The following is an 18,605-nucleotide window of genomic DNA, read 5'->3' as shown; positions in this document are numbered from 1 at the left end:
GCAGCCGTCAGCGAAAGCCCTTCGCCAGCGCACGCGTGACCTCGGCCGACGACACCTCGCTGCAACCGGTGGCGTTCTGGCCCGACCACAGCGGAGAAAAGTCGCCGCTGCCCTTGGCCTCGGCCTTGGCGCGCAAGGGCGCGATGCCCGAAGTGGCCAGCGGAAATTCCGGCGCCACCGCGCCCAGCGGCCCCAGCTCGCGCATCACGCGGTTCACGATGCCGCGCGCCGGCCGGCCGGTGAAGAGGTTGGTGAGCGCGCTGTGCCGCGCGGCATCGCTCTTGAGCGCCGCGCGATGCGGCGCGCTGGTCGTCGCCTCGGGCGTGAGCAGGTAGGCCGTGCCCACCTGCACGCCCGCAGCGCCCAGCGCCATGGCCGCCGCCACGCCGTGCGCATCGGCAATGCCGCCCGCCGCGATCACCGGCACCTTCACCGCCCGCACCAGCTGCGGCAGCAGCGCGAAGGTGCCGAGCTGCTTCGTCAGGTCGTGCGACAGGAAGTGGCCGCGGTGCCCGCCCGCCTCGAGCCCCTGCGCGATGACCGCGTCGGCGCCGTGCGCTTCGAGCCACAGCGCCTCGTCCAGCGTGGTGGCCGAGGCCAGCACCTTCGCACCCCAGCCGCGCACCTGCGCCAGCAAGGCTTCGGACGGCAGCCCGAAATGAAAGCTCACCACCGGCGGGCGGAACTCGGCCAGCAGGCCGGCCACCTCGGCGCTGAAGGGGTTGCGGCCCGGCCCGGCGGCAATGCTGGCCGCGTCGATGCCGAACTCCGCGTAGTACGGCGCCAGCGCCGATCGCCACGTGGCCTCGCGTTCGGCGCTCGGCACCGGCGGCGTGTGGCAGAAGAAGTTGACGTTGTAGGGCTTGCCGGTGCCGGCGCGAATGGCAGCCAACTCGCTGCGCAGGGCCTCGGGGCTCAGCATGGCGCCGGGCAGCGAGCCGAGGGCGCCTTCGTTGCTGACCGCGACGGCCATCGCGCTGCCCTGCACGCCGGCCATGGGCGCCTGGATGAGGGGAAGTTGCGTGCCCAGAAGTTGCTGCAGCGTGGTCATGCGAAGGCTCCTTGTCTTGCGTTGCGCGTCGTCGAATGCCGCGCATTGTCCTGCCAAGCCGGAGGTCGCCGCGGCGGCAGGGTCATCGCCGAGCGGCTTGGGCAAAATGGAGGCCATGCCCCGACTCCACCCGACATCGCCCCCGTTCGCCTTTTCGAAGCTGCTGCAGCGCCCCGCCGCCGTCGCCCTTGCCGCTGCCGGCCTGCTGGCACTCGGCGGTTGCCCGCAGAAGGAAAACGCCGTTGCGTCGCAGGACACGCCTGCACCTGCGGCCGCACCCGCCGCACCTGCGGCATCCGCCACCGACGCCACCGCCGGCGCCGCGCGCTCGCACACATCGGCCACGCTGCGGCGCGCCGACCTCATGGCGCTGGTGTTCCCCGATTCGCAAAGCCCCAACGCCACGCCCCAGCAACCCGACATCGTCTCGCTGCCCGAGATCGGCAACGACGGCAAGACCGTGCCCGGCAGCGCCGCCGAGCAGACGGCCCGCGTGTCGCCGCGCGAAGTGGTGAAGCTCGACGACACGCACGCCGTGATGCTGACCGAGACCGTGCCGGTCGACGACCGGGGCCAGGCCATGGACGGCCATGCGAGCGGCGCGTGGCTCGGCGCCTACTTCTTCGAGCAAGGCGCCGACGGCTGGAAGCTCACGAGCCGCAGCGACGCGGTCGACTACCTCGGCTTCATGGGCAACCTGGGCACCACCAAGGTGGAGCGCGTGGCGCCGCAGCGATTTGCGCTGACCATCACCAGCGGCAGTTGCTGGCAGGGCTACTGCGGACAGTGGCTGTCGGTGTATGCGCTGGACGCAGGCAAGGTGCGCGTGGTCACGCCGAGCATTGCGCTGTCGGCGTCCAACGAAGGGGCCGACGAGGCCTGCGAGAAGGTGCTCAAGTCGCAAAAGCCCGAGGAGCCCGCGAACGGCGAGTGCTACGACATCAGCGGCACGCCCAGCTTCGTGGCCGGCGCCGACGACACCACCCCGGGCGAGATGCGCATCGCCTTCAAGGGCGAGCGCACGGCCAGCGCGAAGAGCAGCCGTGTGGACACCGTCGACAGCACGCTGGTCTATGCCTGGCGCAACGGTGCCTACGTGTTGACCGAGGGCAAGAACCCCGTGCCCTCGTTCTGAGGCCCGGGGCGTCTTCGCGTCACTGCTCGCATCACTCTTCGCTGGTCCACTCCACCTGCACGCCCAGGCTGCGCAGGTTCTCCACGAAGCGCGGATGCGCGCGGCGGATGGGCGCGGCGTTGCGGATCTCCGACTTGCCCTCGATGCTCGCCGCCACCATGAACAGCGCAATGGCCACGCGGATGATGTAGGGGCTCTCGACCACCGCCGGCGTCAGCGGATTGCCGCCGAAGGTGATGAGGCGGTGCGGGTCCGACGAGAACACGTGCGCGCCGAACTTCGAGAGCTCGCCGGTCCAGCCCAGGGCGCCGTCGTACACCTTGTTCCAGAACATCGCATTGCCCTGCGCGCGCACGCCCAGCGCAATGAAGATCGGCAGCAGGTCGACCGGAAAGTAAGGCCACGGCGCCGCCTCGACCTTGGTCAGCACGTTGCTCGTGAAGGGCGTCTGCACCTTCAGCGGGCCCGTGCGGATGGCGCGCGACCAGCCGTCTTCATGCACGATCTGCACGCCGAACTTCGCGAAGGTGCGGTCGAGCAGCGGAAAGTTCTCGGGCGCGCTGTTGCGCACGACCACGTCGCCGCCGGTGATGGCGCCCAGCGCCAGGAAGGTGGTGATCTCGTGGAAGTCTTCGTCGAAGCGGAACTCGCCGCCCGTCAGCGCGCCGCCGCCGTGCACCGTGAGCCGCGAGGTGCCCATGCCCTCGATGCGCACGCCGATCATGGCCATGAAGCGGCAGAACTCCTGCACATGCGGCTCCGACGCGGCGTTGGTCAGCGTCGAGGTGCCGCCCGCGGCAGCCGCGCACAGCACGAAGTTCTCGGTGGTGGTGACCGAGGCGTAGTCCAGCCAGTGGTCGGTGGGCGTGAGGCGGCCCTTGCTGTGCACCAGCAGCGAGCCCTCGGTGCGCTCCACCTCGCCACCGAAGCGCTGGAACACCTCCACGTGCGGATCGATCTCGCGCACGCCCAGCGTGCAGCCCTTGACGTTGTCCTCCAGCCGCGCCACGCCGAAGCGCGCCAGCAGCGGCGGCACCAGCATGATCGACGAGCGCATTTCCTCGGGCAGCCGGTGGCGCGCCGCGTCGAAGGTGGTCTCGCGATGGTGCAGTTCGAGCGTGCCGGTGTCGTGGTCCATGCGCACCTCGCTGCCCAGCGTGCGGAAGATGTCGAGGATCTTGCGCACGTCGGTGATGTCGGGCACGCCGTGCAGTCGCAGCGGCTCCCAGGTCAGCAGGGTGGCGCAGAGCACCGGGAGCACGGCGTTCTTGTTGGCGGAGGGGGTGATGCGGCCGCGGAGCGGCGTACCGCCATGCACGATGAGGTTGGACATGAAGAGGCGAACGGGGGGAAGGCGGAAGAGGGAGGAGGGAAGCGCGGGGAACGCAGAAAGAGTCGCGGACAATCCGAAACCGGAGACGGGCACTTTACCGTCAGAAAGCAGCACGAACGGCGCTGAAGTTGTAAGAACTTCAAAGCGAACGCCCACGAATTAACAATTCTTTTGCTTTACATGCGGCCGCCAGCCATCCGGATTCTCAAAACCAACTTCTTATGCGCACGCTCGAAGAACTGATCGACACCGAAGACGCCGCCCTGCCCCTCGTCCAGGAATGGGCCGCAAGCGCCAGCCACCCGTTCGAAATTCTCGAGCCCTCCGAAGCCGACAGGCAGCGTGTGCTGCTCGCGCTCCAGGTCACGACACGCTCGACCATGGGTGCCGTGGCCCACGACACCGGCGGCCTGCTCATCGACCATGGCTGGCTGCGCGTGCTGGGCTCGGGTCACCCGAAGCTGGCCCGCAACATCGTCGACTGGAACGAAGAGCGCTCGTCGGGCTTCTTGCTCGTAGCGGACGATGTGGTGGGCGGCTTCTTCGCGCTGAACGGCGGCGGGCTCGGGGAAGATGCTGGCGCCATGTACTACTGGGCGCCCGAGACGCTCAGGTGGGAGTCACTGGAAATCGGCTACAGCGACTTCCTGGAATGGGCGTCGACCGACCGGCTGCAGGTGTTCTATGCGGGCTCGCGCTGGAGCGGCTGGGAGGCGGACGTGCAAGCCATCCCTGCGGACCAGTGCTTCAACTTCTATCCCTTTCTCTGGGCGAAGGAAGGCTCCGTGCACACCAGTTCGCGCAAGGCCGTGGGCGTTGCCGAGCAGTACGCGCTCAATGCCGAGCTGGCGTCCACGCTGGTGAGGTAGACGCAGCCGGTCAGACCGCGCGCCCACGCCGCAGCACACGCCCCGCATGCACATCCATGCTGCGGCCGTCCCTGCAAGCCAGCCGGCCGTTGACGAACACCGCGTCGATGCCGGTGCTGACCTCGGTCGGGTTGGCGAAGGTGGCGCGATCGGCCACCCGTTGCGCGTCGAACACCACCACGTCGGCATGGCGTCCCTGCGCCAGCACGCCCCGGCCTTGCAGGCCGAAACGGCGCGCGCTCAGGCCGGTCATCTTGTACACGGCCGCTTCCAGCGAAAACAGCCGGCGTTCACGCACGTAGTGCCCCAGCACCCTGGGGAAGGTGCCCCACAGCCGGGGATGCGGGCTCACGTCGTGCGCGAGCCCGTCGGAGCCCACCATGGCCATCGGATGGCCGAGGATGCGGCTCACGTCGTCTTCACTCATGGCGAAGTAGATGGCGCCGGCGGGTTGCAGGTCTTGCGCCAGTTGCTGCGGCGTGACGCCGCGCTCGCGTGCCAGCGCGAACAGCGAGTGCCCGGCGGCGCTGGCGTCGGCCTTCGACCAGGTCACGCGCACGTCGTCCGACTGCGCCACGCGCGCGGGCAGCAGCATGGTGGAAGAGGCGTTGTAGGGATAGCAGTCGAAACACACCGACTGCCCCTGGGCGGCCTGCTCGATCATGGCCAGCGTTTCCACCGAACGGCCATGGTTCGCCTTGCCGACCAGCTTGTGGTGCGACAGCACGGTGTCCACGCCCAGCGTCCGGCCGATCAGCAGCGCCTCGCGCAGCGCTTCGTCGATGGCGTCGCTTTCGTCGCGGATGTGCATGGTGATGACGCCCGCGGCGGCGGTCAGCGGCGCGCCCACGGCAATGACCTCCTGCGTGGTGGCGGCCCTGGCCGGCGGGTAGTACAGGCCGGTCGACATGCCGAGGGCGCCCGCCTCCAGCGCCTCGGCCAGGTCGTCGGCCATGAGGCGCTCTTCGCTTGCGGTGGCGGCACGGTCCAGCCGGTCCATGCGACGCACGCGCAAGGTCGAGTGGCCGACCAGGCAGGCCGCGTTCACCGCGGGGCCGGACGCTTCCAGTTCGTCCAGGTAGTCGCCGAACCGGCCGAAGCGCCAGGCGTCGGTGCCCAGCAAGTCCAGCGGCGCCACCAGCGTGCGGGGCGCCAGCAGCGGGGCCAGGCTGATGCCGCAGTTGCCCGTGACCACGGTGGTCACCCCCTGCGACAGCTTGGGGTGCGCACCGACCGGCGTGTCGAGCAGCAGGCGGTCGTCGTGCGTGTGCACGTCGACGAAGCCCGGCGCCACGATGCGCCCGCGCGCGTCGAAGCGCTCCCGGCCCGGTACGGCCGACAGGTCGCCGATGAGCGCAATGCGCCCCGCTGCAATTCCCACGTCCGCGCGCACGCGGGGCGCACCGGTGCCGTCGATCACGCTTCCGCCTTCGATGATCAGGTCGAGCATCGCGCGCCCGTCAGTCCAGCTGCGCGCCGGAGCGCTTCACCACGTCGGCCCAGAGCGGGGTTTCGCGCGCGACACGCTCCGTCAGGCGCTCGGGCGGGCCCGTCAGTGTCTCGAACCCGATGGCCGCATATTTCTCGCGAATGCCGGGCATGGCCAGGATCGCGTTGATGGCGCCGTTCAATTGCGCCACGATGGCTGGCGGCGTCCTGGCGGGCGCCACGATGCCGCCCCACGCCACCACGTCGTAGCCCGCCACGCCGGACTCGGCCATGGTGGGGATCTCGGGGAACAGCGCACTGCGGTGGGCGCCCGTCACGGCCAGCACCTTGAGGCGGCCCGCCTTGATGTGGGGAGAGATGGAACTGAGGTTGTCGAAGATCAGGTCGACCTGCCCGCCCATCAGGTCCTGGATGGCCTGCGGACTGCCGCGGTAAGGCACGTGCGTCATCGAGATGCCGACCAGGCGCTTGAACAGCTCCCCGCTCAGGTGCCCCGTCGTTCCGTTGCCGGCAGATCCCACGCTGAGCGCGCCCGGCTTCGACCTGGCCAGCGCGACCAGCTCCTGGACGCTGTTCACGCCGAGCTCCTTGCGCACCACGAGCGCGTTCTGCACATAGCCCAGGAGCGCCACCGGAACGAGCTGCGTGTCGGGGTCGTAGGGCAGCTTCCTGAACAGCGCCTTGTTGATGGCCAGCGTGCCGACGTTGCCGTAGCCCAGCGTGTAGCCGTCGGGTGCGGCGTGCACGATGTCGATCATCCCGATGTTGCCGCCCGCCCCCGGCTTGTTGTCCACCACCAGGGGCTGGCCCAGCGCGCGCGAGAGCTCGGCGGTGAGGATGCGGCAGACGGCGTCGGGCGAGCCGCCGGCGGCCGACGGCACCACCAGGCGAACGGGCCGCTCGGGCCAGGCTGCCGCGCGCGACGGCAACGGCATGCCGGTGAAGGCGGCAGCGCAGGCGGCGGCGCAGCCCAGTTGCAGGAGATCGCGTCGCGTGGGACGGTGGGCAGTCATCGGCTCATCCTTTTCATCGTTGAAAACACCCAAGGGGGTGGCGCGATGATCTGTTCGCCGCCCGCATCGGGCAAACCATGTTTGCTGGCCCTTGCATGCGCTTTCCTCATGCATGATTGCGGTGCGTACGCCAATTCATTGGGAACTCGCGCACCGAACTTGTTCTTTTCTCATGAACCATCACGTCCGCGCCCCTTCCACCACCTCGTTGCTTTGCCTGGAGGCCAGCGCGCGCCTGCGCTCCTTCACCGCCGCGGCACAGGAGTTGAGCCTCACGCAGGGCGCGGTGAGCCGGCAGATCCAGACACTGGAAGACCGGCTCGGCGTCAAGCTCTTCACACGCAGGCGCGAGGCCCTGGCATTGACGGACGCGGGCCGCTACTACCTGGGCGAAGTCGCGCCGCTGCTCCACCGGCTCGAACGCGCCACCGCCAACGTCATGGCGTTCAAGGGCCGGGGCGGCGAGCTGTCGCTCTCGGTCGGCGCGTCGGTGGGCAGCTACTGGCTCATTCCACGCCTGCCGGCCTTCACGCGCGACCATGGCGAGATCATTCTCAACCTGGGCACGCGCGTGGGGCCGGTGGACTTTCGCAGCACCTCGGTCGATGCGTCGCTGGAGTTCGGCGACGGGCAGCGAGCGGGCCTGCACAGCGAGTTCGTGCTGCCGCTGGTCCTGTCGCCCTACGCGGCGCCGGCATGGATCGCCGAGCACGGCAAGGTCGTGGACGCGAACACTCCGCGCTCGTCGCTGATCCACCACCAGACCCTTCTCGATGCGTGGGACGAGTGGTTCGCGCTCGAAGGCATCGCCGGCGGTGCCGGGCGGGAGGGGCCGCGCTACGAGCTCATGTCGATGGCGCTGAACGCGGCCGTTGCCGGCATGGGCGTGACCCTGTTGCCGCCCTACATGGGCGAGGACATGGTCGCGGCGGGCCGGCTCAAGCGGCTGTCACGACGCAAGTGGCGCCACGCCAAGGGCTACTACCTCGTCTACCCGGAAGAGTCGGCGCAGATGCAGTCGCTGCAGGTGTTCAGGGCATGGTTGCAGGACATGGCGAAGGACAGCGCCTGAGCCTCGGTTCGCGTGCCAATGCGCAACCCACGCCAACGCCGCCGGCAGCAAGTTCGGTCAGGACAGGCCGCCTGACGGTGATTCATGATCGCCGCATGCCAAGCCCGATACCCCGCGAACCCGACCCTTTCGTCAGCCTGATCGCGTGGATCGAGGAGCGGCTGGACGAGCCCCTCACGCTCGAGCTGATCGCGCGGCGGGCGGGCTTGTCGACGCATCACTTCTCCCGGATGTTCACCGCCCGCATGGGCCGCAGCGCCATGGCGCACGTGCGCGGACGGCGACTCGTGCGCGGTGCCCGCAGGCTGGCCACGGAGCCCGACCTGAAGCTCGTCGACCTCGCCTTCGATTGCGGCTTCGAGTCTCAGGAGGCGTTTACACGCGCGTTCAAGCGCCTCTTCGGCGTCTCGCCCGGCCGCTTTAGGGTCGGCTTTTCACCCACCCCCATCGAAGGACAATTTCCCATGAATGCACCCAGCAGCACCTCCGCGGCCGTGACCCGCTTGCCGGACCTGATCCGGCTCGAGGCCTTCAGCGTCGCAGGCCCCGCCCGACGCTTCGACGACGCGACGAAGTCCGACATTCCCCAGCTGTGGGCCGCACTCGTGGGCGCCCTGCCGCTGAAGGGTCAGAGCCCGAGCTGGGCGACGTACGGCGTGGTCTGGAGCGCAGACCGGGAGACAGGCAGTTTCCAGTACATGGCGGGCGTAGGTGTGGGCCCGGACTGCGAGCTCCCCAAGGGCTTCACGGTGAAGCAGATTCCCGCGGCGACCTATGTCGTGTTTCGCATTGCCTTGAACGGGTCTGCGCTCCATCCGCAGGTGAAGAGCGCCATGGCGACCATCTGGGGCGAGTTGATTCCCGCCTCGGGACTGCGAGTGGCCGAAAGTCCCGACTTCGAGCTGTACGACGGCCGGTTCGCGCCCGAACAGCCAGGGGCCGTCATCGACTTCCATGTGCCGGTCGAGGCGTAGGGCCGCGCGCCCATTCACGACGAACTTGTTACTCCCCTTTCGCAGCGGTACGCGATTAGATTGGCCGCCATGCCGGCTTCTCGGCAACGTCGAAAGGACCCGAACCATGACCCAGGCCTACACCGGAGGTTGCGCATGCGGCGCCATCCGCTATGAGATTGCAGCCGAGCCGATTTTTCAGAACGACTGCCAGTGCCGCGACTGCCAACGCAAGAGCGGCACCGGCCACGGCTCGTACCTCACGTTTGCGCGCGGCGGCGTGACGCACAGCGGCCAGGCCGCGCTGTGGGACCTGGTCGGCGACAGCGGCAACGTGAAGACCCGCGCCTTCTGCCCGGCCTGCGGGTCGCCGGTGTACATGACCTTTGCGGCGATGCCCGACATCTTCACGGTGCACGCCGCAAGCCTCGACGAGCCCGGCCGGTACCAGCCGCAGGCGGTCACCTACGCGGTGCGCGGGCATGCATGGGATTTTCTGGATCCGGCGCTGCCGAAGTTCGACAGGATGCCGCCGATGTGAACGGCCCGCCGCGACGCACGGCGTGCCTGCGAACGCCGTCAGGCGATCATCGATTCGAGGTCCGCGGCGAGCACACGCGGGGCCGGCATCTTCTGCACCATTTCCTCGGTGATGCCGATGGCCATCGCGGACTGGCTCGGCCAGAGGCCGCCGACATGGCCCAGGTCCACGCCCTGGCGTTCCAGGGCCACGCGCCACACGGCCAGGTGAAGCACGCCGCCCAGCGCATCGACACGCTCCGACTGCCCCGGACTCACGAAGCTCGACAGCGCACCGACCAGCTCGGAAGCAAAGTCCCAGCGCTGCGCCAGAGACGCACTCACATCGCCGTAGTGATAGCCGAACTCGACGCGCTCGAGTTGCGCGCGCCCGGGCGCATCGAAGGGGTGAACGGCATTCAGCGCAGCCATGCGGCGGGGCATTGCCTGCGCCATGATCAGGTGACCGATGGCATGCATGCTGCCCGCGGTGAATGCCAGGTTGGGGTCGACGCGCGGGGTCTTGGAGGCCAGGTACCGCGAGACCGATGCCACGCGCAGGCTGTGGGCCCAGAAGTCCGGAAGGTCGACGCCCTCCACCTTCCTGAAGGCGCCCGACACACCCGAACTCACGACGAACGACCTCACGGTGGAAATGCCGAGCATCAGGATCGCGCCCTGGATCGAGGAGATCTTGCGCCGAAGCCCGAAGAACGGCGAGTTGACCATCTGCAGCACCTTGGCCGCGAGCACCTGATCGAGCTCGATGCGACGCGCCACATCCGCAAAAGACACGTTGTCGTCGCGCAGCATCTCCATCAGGTCGGACACCACCCTCGGCACGGTGGGAAGCGACGCGTCACTGGCAAAAAGTTCGTCGAGTGTCATGGTGTGGAGGGCGTATTGCCTTTGTATGCAAAAGATTTTCCTCCCGCGTACCGATTAGTAAATACTCCATTTGCGCCAATCTGTAATTTCTACGGATACCGGTAGGACCGGGGTGGACAGGCGAAATCACGCCCTCGACACTGCGCGCTCCCGGTCCACGGCATGGAGGAATATCGAGATGTCTGCTGCCATGTTTGCCGCCCTGTTCTTCACGGTGGCGCTGCTCGTCACCACCGCCTACTTCCTCATGGGTTCCTTGCCGCTTCTGGTGTTGAAGCACGACACGCCGCTCGACGCGCGCTTCGTGCGCGGCTTCTTCAACCTCTACTACGTCACCGCATTCGCGACCGCGACCGCAACGGCGATCAGCTTCTTGTTTGCGGGCCGTCCGGGCATCGCAACCGGGGCCGCGGCGCTGGCGACGATTGCCGTCGTGCTGCGCAAGAAGATCATCCCCAAGATGGATGCGCTCGGAACGCAGATCCAGTCGAACTACGTGGAAGCCATTCCGGGCTTTCGCAGGATGCACATCACCGCCATCCTGATCAACCTCGCCCAGCTCGTGGCGATCGTGTGGACGCTCATTTCGCTGAGCAAGTAGCGCCGGCGCCCCTGCGGCAAGCTCAGCCCTGCGCTCTTGCAGCATTGCGCAGGTCGCGAATCTGGTCGTGGTTTTTCTGAGCGCCCGCGGCCTGCCTTTGCACCACGGCGAGAACATCCGCCGGAAGGGCCTGTTTCAGCGCCTTGCGATAGCGGGCAATGCCCGTGTCTTCGCCGCGCTCGCAAGACTCGAGGATCGACAGCTCGCTGTCCGCGCCCACGCTGCCCTTGAGCTGAACCCAGCCGCGGTGCAGCGCACCCGCCGCCGTGCCGCCCGACGCAGGCTCTCCGCCGTACTTCTTGATGAGTTGGAGCAGCTCTTCGCCGGCCTGGCGACACCCTTCGGACCGCGTGAAGAACAACTGCTTGGCGTTCGCCGTATCGACCTGCTCCGCGCAGGTGCGAAAGCCGTATTCGCCGTCGCGCGCGTTCTCGAGCAGATCGTTCAGGACGTCGACGACGCTTTCGTTCGACAGGTCTTCGTGGCTCACGATGTCGCTGCCGTTGGCTTGCTTGGCGTAGTAGGTTTCGGCCGGTTGCACACCGGAGGTGGCCGTGAGGGGATCGCGGTTCGTCGAGCCTTCGTCGATCAAGCCGTTGTTGTTTGCCATGCGGGTCTCCTAAAGATGCCTGTCTGCAGGTGTAAAGCACTCCCCGGGATCGAAGAGTTGAGGGCACTGTGGACGGCGCACTCGACCCTGGACGTCAGCGCTTCGGTGCCGTTGATGTAGGCGCGCCACGACTGCGACCCGCCTCGCGCGGTGCGAGCCACATTCACCGCGCGGGACCCCGGACACTGAAGTACCATGGCCCATACTCCCCCCCGCCCCATGACCCTGCTGTCCCGCTTTCAAAAAGAGCAAGCGCTCAAGGCCGCTGGTGTGCCTGTGCCCCCGTATCCGAGCGCACCGGGCGGCGACGATTCGGGCACTGATGCGGACATCGCATTCGTCGACGCGGGCACGGCGTGGGAGCACGAGGTCGACCGTCTCTACATCCAGCTGCTGTCGAAGAAGTCGGAAGAGCCGTCGCGGGAGAGCATCGACAGCTTCGTCGCCGTGTGCGAGAGCCGGGGCCTGGCGGAAGCCCTTGGCCAGCTCAACAGGCGCGTGCCGCACCGCTTCACGGCGGTCTACCGGCTCGAGGGCGATCTCTTCAGAAACATCGCGCTGATCGACAAGGCCGGCGAAGCGCGCCCCGAGTACCTGGAAGAAGTGCCCATGGGCATCAGCTTCTGCCAGTTCGTGCTGCGCGACGGCGCCTTCCTGACCACCAACTCCGCGCACGACGACAGGCTGGACGGGCATCCCTACAAGGGCGTGATGGTGGCCTACCACGGCGTACCGATACCGGGCGCCGACGGCACGCTGCTCGGCACGCTCTGCCATTTCGACCTTCTGGAGCGGCCGCTGAGCGACGCCGAGTTCGAGCACCTGCGCAGCGTCGGCCTGGCACTGCCGCCGTATCTGCCGCCGTATCTGCAGCCGTAGCGCAGGCAGGGTCAGCCCCCGCTGCCCTCGGGCAGCTTGGCGATCACCTTGATTTCGAACTTGAAGCCGTAGAGCCACGTCACGCCGATGCCGGTGAGCGTCGGGTGCGGCGCGTTGCCCCAGTACTCGGGCACCAGCTTCCAGATGGTTTCGAAGTTCGCTTCCGGGTCGACGATGAAGACCGTGACATCGACCACGTCGTCGAACGTGCAGCCTGCGGCCCCCAGCACCGCGTTCAGGTTGCCGAAAGCCAGCCGCACCTGCGCTTCGAGGTCGGGCTCGGGCGAGCCGTCTTCGCGACTGCCGACCTGCCCCGAGACGAACAGGAAGCCATTGGAGCGAACCGCCGGCGAATAGCGGTTCTTTTCATAGAGCGCCTGGCGCCCGGGCGGAAAAACGACGTCACGTTGAGTCATTGGAAGGCCTTGTCGAAAGGGATTGAAGAAGAACGATGAAGGGACTTTAGGGAACTGCGCCTTGCGGATAAACGGGCAACACCAACAATCACTGTTTGCAGAACCCAAACAATCCGCGACACCAGGAGCAGACATGGACCGTTTCGATGCAATGCAGGCCTTCGCCCGCGTGGTGGAGGCAGGCAGCTTCACCAAGGCCGCCGACACGCTCCACCTGAGCAAGACCAGCGTGACGCAGTTGGTGCAGCAGTTGGAGGCCAGGCTGCGCGTGAAGCTGCTCAACCGCACCACGCGCAAGGTGAACGTCACGGCCGACGGTGCGGCCTACTACGAGCGCGTGGTGCGCCTGCTGGCCGACATGGACGATGCGGAGACCAGCCTGTCGAGCGCCGCGGCGCTGCCCCGTGGCCGCCTGCGCGTGGACGTGCCCAGCCCGCTGGCCCGCATGATCCTGGTGCCGGCGCTGCCGGCGTTCCACGCGCGCTACCCCGACATCCAGCTCGACATGGGCGTGAGCGACCGCATGGTGGACGTGATCGGCGACAACGTGGACTGCGTGGTGCGCGGCGGCGAACTCACCGACCCGTCATTGATGGCACGCCGCGTGGGCGACCTGCAGCTCGGCGTGTACGCCGCGCCGAGCTACCTGGAACGCGCCGGCACGCCCACGCACCCGAGCGAGCTGGAAGACACGCATCACCGGGTCGTGGGCTTCCTGTGGTCGCGCACCGGCAAGGCCTTTCCGTATGCCATGCACCGCAGCGGCGAGCGCATCGAGGTGCACGGCCGCCACGTGTTCTCGGTCGACGACGGCAACGCCTAGCCGCTTAGACGGCACTCGGCCAGAGCCTGACATTCGCTGTTGCAGGCGGAACCAGACGCTGGTTAGGATTCGGACTGCGCGCGACGCAGTCAGTCGTGACAGACCAGGGAGATGACACGTGCCGAGAAAATTCTTCAACTTGCGCTTTGAGAGCGAGTCCTCTCAAGATTCTGTAGGTGGAGCCTATCTGACACCGGAGGGTCAAGGTTTGCCGTGTTGTACCCAGTGCGACCGGCAGATGATTCCCTTCCTGCAGTTCACGCTTCCCGTTGCGGCCGAACTCCCTTTTATCGAAGGCAGCAGGCTGTCGGTACTCATGTGCCCGGAGCACAACGAGATTCCAAGCTTCGAATCGTTCGATGCGCTCCCTCCGGCCTATTGGGAGCAAGGTGAAGGTCACTGGTACGCATCGCTGGAAAAGCCTCGAGCCATGCATCGCGTGACGGGCACCCCGATCCTTCAACCGAATGAGCTCGTACTTGCCGATAAACCCGCGGACAAGAACTACCGCATCGCGGTCGGCGGTGCGCCCGACTGGGTACAGGATGCCGAAACCTTCACCTGCGCCTGCGGCTCGGCAATGGAGTTTGTGTGCCAGGTCAGCGATGGCTTCGAATTCCCCAAGCTACCCGATGCACCGGAGCAGCCGGACAGTTCCTCTGCAAAGAGCTACGTGCTCTTTCTGGGCAATGAGGTCTACGTGTTTGCGTGCGCGCAGCAATGCGATCCCCGGGCGGTGTGGATCACGGTTCAGAACTAGACAAGGCTGAAGTCGGCCACAACCGGCCATTCATGAGTCGCAGCCGGCTTGGTGGCTTTGGCTCTATTTATGGCACTTGCTTCTGCAACACGACATGAACTCAACTTCCGTTCGTCAAGCCGTTCTCGCCGATTTAGAGGAGCTCGCCGCGCTCTTTGACCAGTACCGACAGTTTCAGGGACAGACGAGCTCGATAGCTGCGGCACGTTCCTTTCTCCGGGAGAGGTTCAACCACGGGGAGTCGGTTGCCTTCATCTGCCACGATGGCGATGCGCCTGTGGGGTTCGCTCAACTCTATCCAAGCTTCTCATCCGTTTCGCTCTCGCGAGTGTTTGTCGTAAACGACCTATTCGTCCATGAATCGGGTCGCCGCAAGGGCGTCGCCTCCTTGCTGCTCTCGGCCGTCGAGTCATACGCTTGGTCGTTTGAGTCCGCTCGCGTGACGCTGAACGTCGCGCGGGGCAATACTTCGGCCCAAAGGCTCTACGAGGAGCGGGGCTGGAAGCAGGATGACCAGTTTTTCATGTATCACCGCTTTCCGGAAGGCTCTCCATGACGGAGACCACCGCTCTTGGCCAGAATCAGCCGTTCCCATCGACCTCTCACCCGTCATAGGAGTACGACTCTGATGAAAGACCGCATCATGTACATCGAAGCGAAGTCGGGAGGGTTGACCGGACCGGCTCGAATCGGTCGGGTCACCTGCTCCAAGTCCGGGGCAACGCTGTACTACGGAGGAAAGGCCTTTCGTAGTCTCAAGGGGAGCGGATTCAAGTCGAACTACTTCGACGTCGAGACAGGTGAGCACTACTGGATTTCAGGTCCCCGAAGAGATGGCAAAGACGCTCTGTACGCCACTCACGTCCGGCCCATCATTGACGACGACGCTCAGGACGAATACTGGTCGCAGGTTCGTGGGGTTGCCTCACAGCGAGACAGCGAGAAGCAAGTCGGGTGACTCAAGACTCCTGCGTACAGAGCAAAGGCGGAATGCGGCCACAACCGGAAGTTCCCGCCCGGACCTCGTATGAGCATCAGTAAGACCTTTCCCGCCGACGAAATGATTCGAGGCGAACACTTTGCGGACATGACGATTGAGGTTGGCCCCAGGCTGCCAACTGGCTTCCTGCGTTGCACCCTGGAGCGATGCCACGTCAAAGTGCATGGGTTCACGCCAGAGATTCGCCACTCGCGGTTAACCGATTGCGTCATCGAGTGCACAAAGAAGCTGACCGACCGTCGCTTGCCGAAGTTCTTCAGTTCCGACTATGCGCGCTGCAAGTTCGTCGGACGATTTGACGGCGTAGATTTTGGACGCGACCCGAACCCCTACTCGGGGAGGCCTGACGAGTTCGGAGAACTCGTTGATTGCGACTTCACACAAAGCACCTTAGACCTCTGTCGCTTCTTTAGCGTAGACATCGGTCGGCAGACGTTCTCGCCATGGCCTCAGTTCATCGTCGAGGGTGGACGGCGCCTTGCGGTGGCCGAATCAGGGTACGACTGGCCGGGAGAACTTTCCCGCTATGTGCGACTGGGCAAATCGGAACACCCCGCCGTAACCGCTGTGACAGGAACCGTAGAAGGTTTCACCAAACGCTACGCGGTGACTGCCGAGGAATTGAAGCGAGCCTTAGGCCACATCTGGGGCGTGCTGCGCTAGGGCGCGAGCGACCGCTTACGAGAACCCGCGACGGCTGCTTTGGGCCCGAACCGGTCTTAGGCGCCGCTCCAAAGCGGTCGTTCGGACGAGGCCAGTTCGCTCCACATGTTCACGAGCGCTTCAGCACACGTCATTGCGCTCCCCACGCTGCCTGCTGGAGCACCACGCGGTAGCCATCTAGGTCTGCAAACGTGCGACCGCGGCGTCGCCAATACGGATTGAAGGACGAGACCTCGGTGAATCCGGCGGTGAGCATGGCTTCAGATGAGCGCTGCCATTCTGCAAGGTCCGGCATATAGAAAACGGTGAGGTCCTCCACCGTGGGAGCCGGGATTACTGGCTGGTCGCTGCAATGCGTGAACGCGAAATGGTAGGGCAAGCCAGGAAACCCGACTATTGCAGCAGCAAACCCTTGGTGGTCTACAAACCTGTCGATTTCACGCAGGCCAAGGCCGTCGCAATACATGGCGAGCGAGCGTTCCACGGAGCGGACTGGGCGAACGATTCGAAGCTGAACTGTCATGCGCAAGAACCTTCCATGGCCGAATTGAATCTTTACCTCAAAGTCGTACTCACGAGAGCGGTCTAACACTACTGTGCAAATGCGGCCACCTCGCTACCGCGCGAGAAATTGCCCATCGCCTCCCAGCAAACTTCGCTGAAGCGCTCACAACGCGGTGAGCTCAGATCGATGGCACCAGTGGTGCGTCAGGAAATTGCTAATGCAGTGGGCATGTGCGTGAGAACCTCATTTGCATTCGTCCGCCCTGCTGAATCAGCCCGTGGTCCACCTTGGGCTGACCTGTAGATACGCGGTGCGGGCGCGTGTCGCCCGGCGCCACTCTGCAAGTGCCTACCTCTCGAACGGCACGGGTGTCACGACCGGCTGCCCGGCGAAATGAGCGTTCAGGTTGTCGATCACCAGTTGCACTGTGGCTGCGACGGCTTCCGGCGAACGCCCCGCGATGTGGGGTGTCAGCACGAGGTTGTCGAGGTGCACCAGTTCCGCTGGGACATCTGGCTCGCCTTCTACGACGTCGAGCGCCGCGCCAGCGATTTTTGACTGACGCAGGGCTTGGGCAAGCGCAGCGGTATCGACCACGCTGCCACGTGCAATGTTGACCAGAAAGCCTTCGGGCCCCAGCGCATCCAGCACGGCGGAATCGACCAAGTGCATGGTGCCGGCGCCGCCAGGTGTCGCAATGACCATGAAGTCGGCCCACTGCGCCAACTCCATCGGCGTCGCAAAGTGCAGAAACGAAGTGCTCTCTCGCGGGCGGCGGCTGTGATAGCCCACCGTCATCCCGAAGCCGCTCATGCCTCTTTGTGCGATCTGCATTCCGATGTTGCCAAGGCCGAGGATGCCTAGTTTCTTGCCGGAAATCATCGGGCGCGGCTGTCGCAATTGCGCCCAACGGCCCTGACGGACTGCGGCGTCCGCCTTCGGAATGCCCCGCACCACCGACAGCAGAAGCGCCATCGCATGGTCGGCAACAGAAGCATCATTGGTCCTCGGGCCGTTTGTGACGACGATGCGTCGCGCACGCGCCGCGTCGAGGTCGACTTTTTCGTACCCGGCACCAAGAGAACAGATGATTTCCAGATTGGGGAGCGCCGCGATGTCGGCTGCAGTAATGCCAGTTGAACCATTGGTCAGCACGGCTTGTATGGAGGGGCCTGCCGCTTTGATCGAAAGGGCGGAAAGAGCAGAGTGCACCTTGAAACCGGCAGCTTCGATGCGAGCAAGTCCTTCGGGCGTCAACTCGATCAGAACGAGGAGATGTTTGAGCATGCCGAACGATGCCACATGTGCCGCGCCACCGCTCAGATGCGGGCAAGGTACATCTTCCGTAGCCGTCATGCACCAGCAGCTTGATGCGCGTATGCCGGGCGTTGGCAAACAGGTATCCGTGATGCGCCTGCGCGCATGTCCATCTGTTCCTTCGTGGACATGGTCGTTACCGCCCGCGCCCGACCGTTCAAGATGGGGCGCCCAGCCCCTTACGGAAGTTGGTCATTTGGGATCGATGACATCAAACTCGAACTGCACCGGATCGGAGTTTTCGACGTAGGCGCTGATCAGGTAGTGGCCGGCCGGATCGCCATCGGCCACGTCCCAAGACTTCGAAATGGTGCCGTCGTAGATGGTCAGGGTCACGTCCAGCGAAATGGTCTTGCGATCCGCCGACGTACCGTAAGGCTGGCCACCGCTGCCCCACGTCTTCGGGGTTTCCGGCAATGTCACGCGTTCGAGAACGCGGACCTTGCCAGATTTCTCGTTGAGTTTCAGGATCCAACCGTAGTTTTGGTTGATCGTCCGTGGCACGGTTTTCGAAACCTTGAAGTCCAGCACGTCGTTGTTGGGCGCGAGCTTGAAGAGCCCAAAGACCGCATCGAGCGGGCACGCTCCATTCGCTGCCGGAGCGACGGAGCAAGCTTTGAACACGGCGGCATTGGATTCAGAAATGGATCCATGCGATGCGGCGCCCGTCGTTTGAGCGCCAATGTGGGTGCACGCGACCGCGGCGAAAAGAACAAGAAGGCGGCGTAAATATTTCATGGCAGATCACT

The 18,605-nt window shown here is 65.6% G+C and carries 21 protein-coding genes and 1 pseudogene; 12 read left to right on the top strand and 10 right to left on the bottom strand.

The genetic code is table 11. The annotated features are described in order from the left end of the window. Positions 1-7 precede the first annotated feature (7 nt). Positions 8-1,051: an NAD(P)H-dependent flavin oxidoreductase gene (locus ACSFBM_RS21030; RefSeq protein ID WP_435486110.1), complete on the bottom strand. Its 1,044-nt coding sequence runs from the start codon at positions 1,049-1,051 to the stop codon at positions 8-10. A 115-nt stretch (positions 1,052-1,166) separates the two neighbouring features. On the opposite strand from ACSFBM_RS21030, the gene ACSFBM_RS21025 reads away from it, so the two are divergent. Further along, positions 1,167-2,186: a hypothetical protein gene (locus ACSFBM_RS21025; RefSeq protein ID WP_435486109.1), complete on the top strand. Its 1,020-nt coding sequence runs from the start codon at positions 1,167-1,169 to the stop codon at positions 2,184-2,186. A gap of 31 nt (positions 2,187-2,217) precedes the next feature. Here ACSFBM_RS21025 and ACSFBM_RS21020 read toward each other — a convergent pair whose 3' ends face one another. Continuing rightward, the gene (locus ACSFBM_RS21020; RefSeq protein ID WP_435439401.1) at positions 2,218-3,519 is read right to left on the bottom strand and encodes a UDP-N-acetylglucosamine 1-carboxyvinyltransferase; all 1,302 of its coding nucleotides are present in this window, start codon (positions 3,517-3,519) and stop codon (positions 2,218-2,220) included. A gap of 221 nt (positions 3,520-3,740) precedes the next feature. Here ACSFBM_RS21020 and ACSFBM_RS21015 point away from each other — a divergent pair, with 221 nt between their 5' ends. Further along, positions 3,741-4,388, top strand: a complete 648-nt coding sequence (locus ACSFBM_RS21015; protein ID WP_435486108.1) for a DUF2625 domain-containing protein — start codon at positions 3,741-3,743, stop codon at positions 4,386-4,388. 10 nt (positions 4,389-4,398) lie between these two features. Here the strand turns inward: ACSFBM_RS21015 and ACSFBM_RS21010 are convergent, their stop codons facing one another. Together ACSFBM_RS21010 and ACSFBM_RS21005 are read right to left on the bottom strand one after the other, a co-directional pair. Beyond that, positions 4,399-5,838: an N-acyl-D-amino-acid deacylase family protein gene (locus ACSFBM_RS21010; protein ID WP_435486107.1), complete on the bottom strand. Its 1,440-nt coding sequence runs from the start codon at positions 5,836-5,838 to the stop codon at positions 4,399-4,401. Between the two features lie 10 nt (positions 5,839-5,848). Then, positions 5,849-6,850: a Bug family tripartite tricarboxylate transporter substrate binding protein gene (locus ACSFBM_RS21005; RefSeq protein WP_435486106.1), complete on the bottom strand. Its 1,002-nt coding sequence runs from the start codon at positions 6,848-6,850 to the stop codon at positions 5,849-5,851. A gap of 172 nt (positions 6,851-7,022) precedes the next feature. Between ACSFBM_RS21005 and ACSFBM_RS21000 the strand changes: the two genes are divergently transcribed. The 3 genes from ACSFBM_RS21000 to ACSFBM_RS20990 all read left to right on the top strand — a co-directional run bounded on the left by ACSFBM_RS21000 (position 7,023) and on the right by ACSFBM_RS20990 (position 9,416). Continuing rightward, complete coding sequence (locus ACSFBM_RS21000; RefSeq protein ID WP_435486105.1) at positions 7,023-7,922, top strand: LysR substrate-binding domain-containing protein; 900 nt, start codon at positions 7,023-7,025, stop codon at positions 7,920-7,922. Beyond that, positions 7,889-8,896, top strand: a complete 1,008-nt coding sequence (locus ACSFBM_RS20995) for a helix-turn-helix domain-containing protein (protein WP_435486104.1) — start codon at positions 7,889-7,891, stop codon at positions 8,894-8,896. Before ACSFBM_RS21000 ends, ACSFBM_RS20995 begins: the two co-directional genes overlap by 34 nt. 106 nt (positions 8,897-9,002) lie before the next feature. Continuing rightward, complete coding sequence (locus ACSFBM_RS20990; protein WP_435486103.1) at positions 9,003-9,416, top strand: GFA family protein; 414 nt, start codon at positions 9,003-9,005, stop codon at positions 9,414-9,416. A gap of 38 nt (positions 9,417-9,454) precedes the next feature. Here ACSFBM_RS20990 and ACSFBM_RS20985 read toward each other — a convergent pair whose 3' ends face one another. Then, on the bottom strand, positions 9,455-10,282 hold the full coding sequence (locus tag ACSFBM_RS20985; RefSeq protein ID WP_435486102.1) for an HDOD domain-containing protein: 828 nt from the start codon (positions 10,280-10,282) through the stop codon (positions 9,455-9,457). A gap of 178 nt (positions 10,283-10,460) precedes the next feature. Between ACSFBM_RS20985 and ACSFBM_RS20980 the strand changes: the two genes are divergently transcribed. Beyond that, on the top strand, positions 10,461-10,883 hold the full coding sequence (locus ACSFBM_RS20980) for a hypothetical protein (protein WP_435486101.1): 423 nt from the start codon (positions 10,461-10,463) through the stop codon (positions 10,881-10,883). 22 nt (positions 10,884-10,905) lie between these two features. Here the strand turns inward: ACSFBM_RS20980 and ACSFBM_RS20975 are convergent, their stop codons facing one another. After that, entirely contained in the window at positions 10,906-11,493 is a 588-nt protein-coding gene (locus ACSFBM_RS20975) for a ferritin-like domain-containing protein (protein ID WP_435486100.1), read from the bottom strand. A 219-nt stretch (positions 11,494-11,712) separates the two neighbouring features. Here ACSFBM_RS20975 and ACSFBM_RS20970 point away from each other — a divergent pair, with 219 nt between their 5' ends. After that, positions 11,713-12,372, top strand: a complete 660-nt coding sequence (locus ACSFBM_RS20970) for a hypothetical protein (protein ID WP_435486099.1) — start codon at positions 11,713-11,715, stop codon at positions 12,370-12,372. Between the two features lie 11 nt (positions 12,373-12,383). On the opposite strand, the gene ACSFBM_RS20965 is transcribed toward ACSFBM_RS20970, so the two are convergent. Then, on the bottom strand, positions 12,384-12,788 hold the full coding sequence (locus ACSFBM_RS20965) for a RidA family protein (protein WP_435439409.1): 405 nt from the start codon (positions 12,786-12,788) through the stop codon (positions 12,384-12,386). Between the two features lie 133 nt (positions 12,789-12,921). Here ACSFBM_RS20965 and ACSFBM_RS20960 point away from each other — a divergent pair. The 5 genes and pseudogenes from ACSFBM_RS20960 to ACSFBM_RS20940 form a co-directional block, all read left to right on the top strand. Then, a pseudogene (locus tag ACSFBM_RS20960) lies at positions 12,922-13,608 on the top strand (LysR family transcriptional regulator); the annotation flags it as partial. Between the two features lie 121 nt (positions 13,609-13,729). Next, positions 13,730-14,371 (top strand): hypothetical protein, encoded by a 642-nt coding sequence (locus ACSFBM_RS20955; RefSeq protein ID WP_435486098.1) that lies wholly within the window; start codon positions 13,730-13,732, stop codon positions 14,369-14,371. Between the two features lie 94 nt (positions 14,372-14,465). After that, entirely contained in the window at positions 14,466-14,927 is a 462-nt protein-coding gene (locus tag ACSFBM_RS20950; RefSeq protein WP_435486097.1) for a GNAT family N-acetyltransferase, read from the top strand. A gap of 72 nt (positions 14,928-14,999) precedes the next feature. Then, the gene (locus tag ACSFBM_RS20945) at positions 15,000-15,329 is read left to right on the top strand and encodes a 1-deoxy-D-xylulose-5-phosphate synthase (protein WP_435486096.1); all 330 of its coding nucleotides are present in this window, start codon (positions 15,000-15,002) and stop codon (positions 15,327-15,329) included. Positions 15,330-15,398: 69 nt separating this feature from the next. Beyond that, a complete protein-coding gene (locus tag ACSFBM_RS20940) occupies positions 15,399-16,034 on the top strand; it encodes a hypothetical protein (protein WP_435486095.1) in 636 nt (211 codons plus the stop codon). Between the two features lie 130 nt (positions 16,035-16,164). Here ACSFBM_RS20940 and ACSFBM_RS20935 read toward each other — a convergent pair whose 3' ends face one another. The 3 genes from ACSFBM_RS20935 to ACSFBM_RS20925 form a co-directional block, all read right to left on the bottom strand. Next, a complete protein-coding gene (locus ACSFBM_RS20935; RefSeq protein WP_435486094.1) occupies positions 16,165-16,557 on the bottom strand; it encodes a VOC family protein in 393 nt (130 codons plus the stop codon). Between the two features lie 330 nt (positions 16,558-16,887). After that, positions 16,888-17,826 carry a 2-hydroxyacid dehydrogenase gene (locus ACSFBM_RS20930; protein ID WP_435486154.1) on the bottom strand — a complete coding sequence of 313 codons (939 nt, stop codon included), beginning with the start codon at positions 17,824-17,826 and terminating at the stop codon, positions 16,888-16,890. Between the two features lie 222 nt (positions 17,827-18,048). Beyond that, on the bottom strand, positions 18,049-18,594 hold the full coding sequence (locus ACSFBM_RS20925; RefSeq protein WP_435486093.1) for a hypothetical protein: 546 nt from the start codon (positions 18,592-18,594) through the stop codon (positions 18,049-18,051). Between the last annotated feature and the right edge of the window lie 11 nt (positions 18,595-18,605).

It is taken from the genome of Variovorax pasteuri (assembly GCF_051216435.1).
Taxonomy (GTDB): domain Bacteria; phylum Pseudomonadota; class Gammaproteobacteria; order Burkholderiales; family Burkholderiaceae_C; genus Variovorax.
This window is presented reverse-complemented; position numbering and strand designations above follow the sequence as displayed.

Bases quoted from the DNA above. Each gene is read 5' to 3' on its own strand.
- ACSFBM_RS20940 (WP_435486095.1), top strand. From the start codon at position 15,399: ATGAGCATCAGTAAGACCTTTCCCGCCGACGAAATGATTCGAGGCGAA.
- ACSFBM_RS21030 (WP_435486110.1), bottom strand. From the start codon at position 1,051: ATGACCACGCTGCAGCAACTTCTGGGCACGCAACTTCCCCTCATCCAG.
- ACSFBM_RS20970 (WP_435486099.1), top strand. From the start codon at position 11,713: ATGACCCTGCTGTCCCGCTTTCAAAAAGAGCAAGCGCTCAAGGCCGCT.
- ACSFBM_RS20950 (WP_435486097.1), top strand. From the start codon at position 14,466: ATGAACTCAACTTCCGTTCGTCAAGCCGTTCTCGCCGATTTAGAGGAG.
- ACSFBM_RS21000 (WP_435486105.1), top strand. From the start codon at position 7,023: ATGAACCATCACGTCCGCGCCCCTTCCACCACCTCGTTGCTTTGCCTG.
- ACSFBM_RS20925 (WP_435486093.1), bottom strand. From the start codon at position 18,594: ATGAAATATTTACGCCGCCTTCTTGTTCTTTTCGCCGCGGTCGCGTGC.
- ACSFBM_RS20985 (WP_435486102.1), bottom strand. From the start codon at position 10,282: ATGACACTCGACGAACTTTTTGCCAGTGACGCGTCGCTTCCCACCGTG.
- ACSFBM_RS20965 (WP_435439409.1), bottom strand. From the start codon at position 12,788: ATGACTCAACGTGACGTCGTTTTTCCGCCCGGGCGCCAGGCGCTCTAT.
- ACSFBM_RS21010 (WP_435486107.1), bottom strand. From the start codon at position 5,838: ATGCTCGACCTGATCATCGAAGGCGGAAGCGTGATCGACGGCACCGGT.
- ACSFBM_RS20980 (WP_435486101.1), top strand. From the start codon at position 10,461: ATGTCTGCTGCCATGTTTGCCGCCCTGTTCTTCACGGTGGCGCTGCTC.
- ACSFBM_RS20935 (WP_435486094.1), bottom strand. From the start codon at position 16,557: ATGACAGTTCAGCTTCGAATCGTTCGCCCAGTCCGCTCCGTGGAACGC.
- ACSFBM_RS20990 (WP_435486103.1), top strand. From the start codon at position 9,003: ATGACCCAGGCCTACACCGGAGGTTGCGCATGCGGCGCCATCCGCTAT.
- ACSFBM_RS20995 (WP_435486104.1), top strand. From the start codon at position 7,889: ATGGTTGCAGGACATGGCGAAGGACAGCGCCTGAGCCTCGGTTCGCGT.
- ACSFBM_RS20945 (WP_435486096.1), top strand. From the start codon at position 15,000: ATGAAAGACCGCATCATGTACATCGAAGCGAAGTCGGGAGGGTTGACC.
- ACSFBM_RS20930 (WP_435486154.1), bottom strand. From the start codon at position 17,826: ATGCTCAAACATCTCCTCGTTCTGATCGAGTTGACGCCCGAAGGACTT.
- ACSFBM_RS21015 (WP_435486108.1), top strand. From the start codon at position 3,741: ATGCGCACGCTCGAAGAACTGATCGACACCGAAGACGCCGCCCTGCCC.
- ACSFBM_RS20975 (WP_435486100.1), bottom strand. From the start codon at position 11,493: ATGGCAAACAACAACGGCTTGATCGACGAAGGCTCGACGAACCGCGAT.
- ACSFBM_RS21005 (WP_435486106.1), bottom strand. From the start codon at position 6,850: ATGACTGCCCACCGTCCCACGCGACGCGATCTCCTGCAACTGGGCTGC.
- ACSFBM_RS21025 (WP_435486109.1), top strand. From the start codon at position 1,167: ATGCCCCGACTCCACCCGACATCGCCCCCGTTCGCCTTTTCGAAGCTG.
- ACSFBM_RS21020 (WP_435439401.1), bottom strand. From the start codon at position 3,519: ATGTCCAACCTCATCGTGCATGGCGGTACGCCGCTCCGCGGCCGCATC.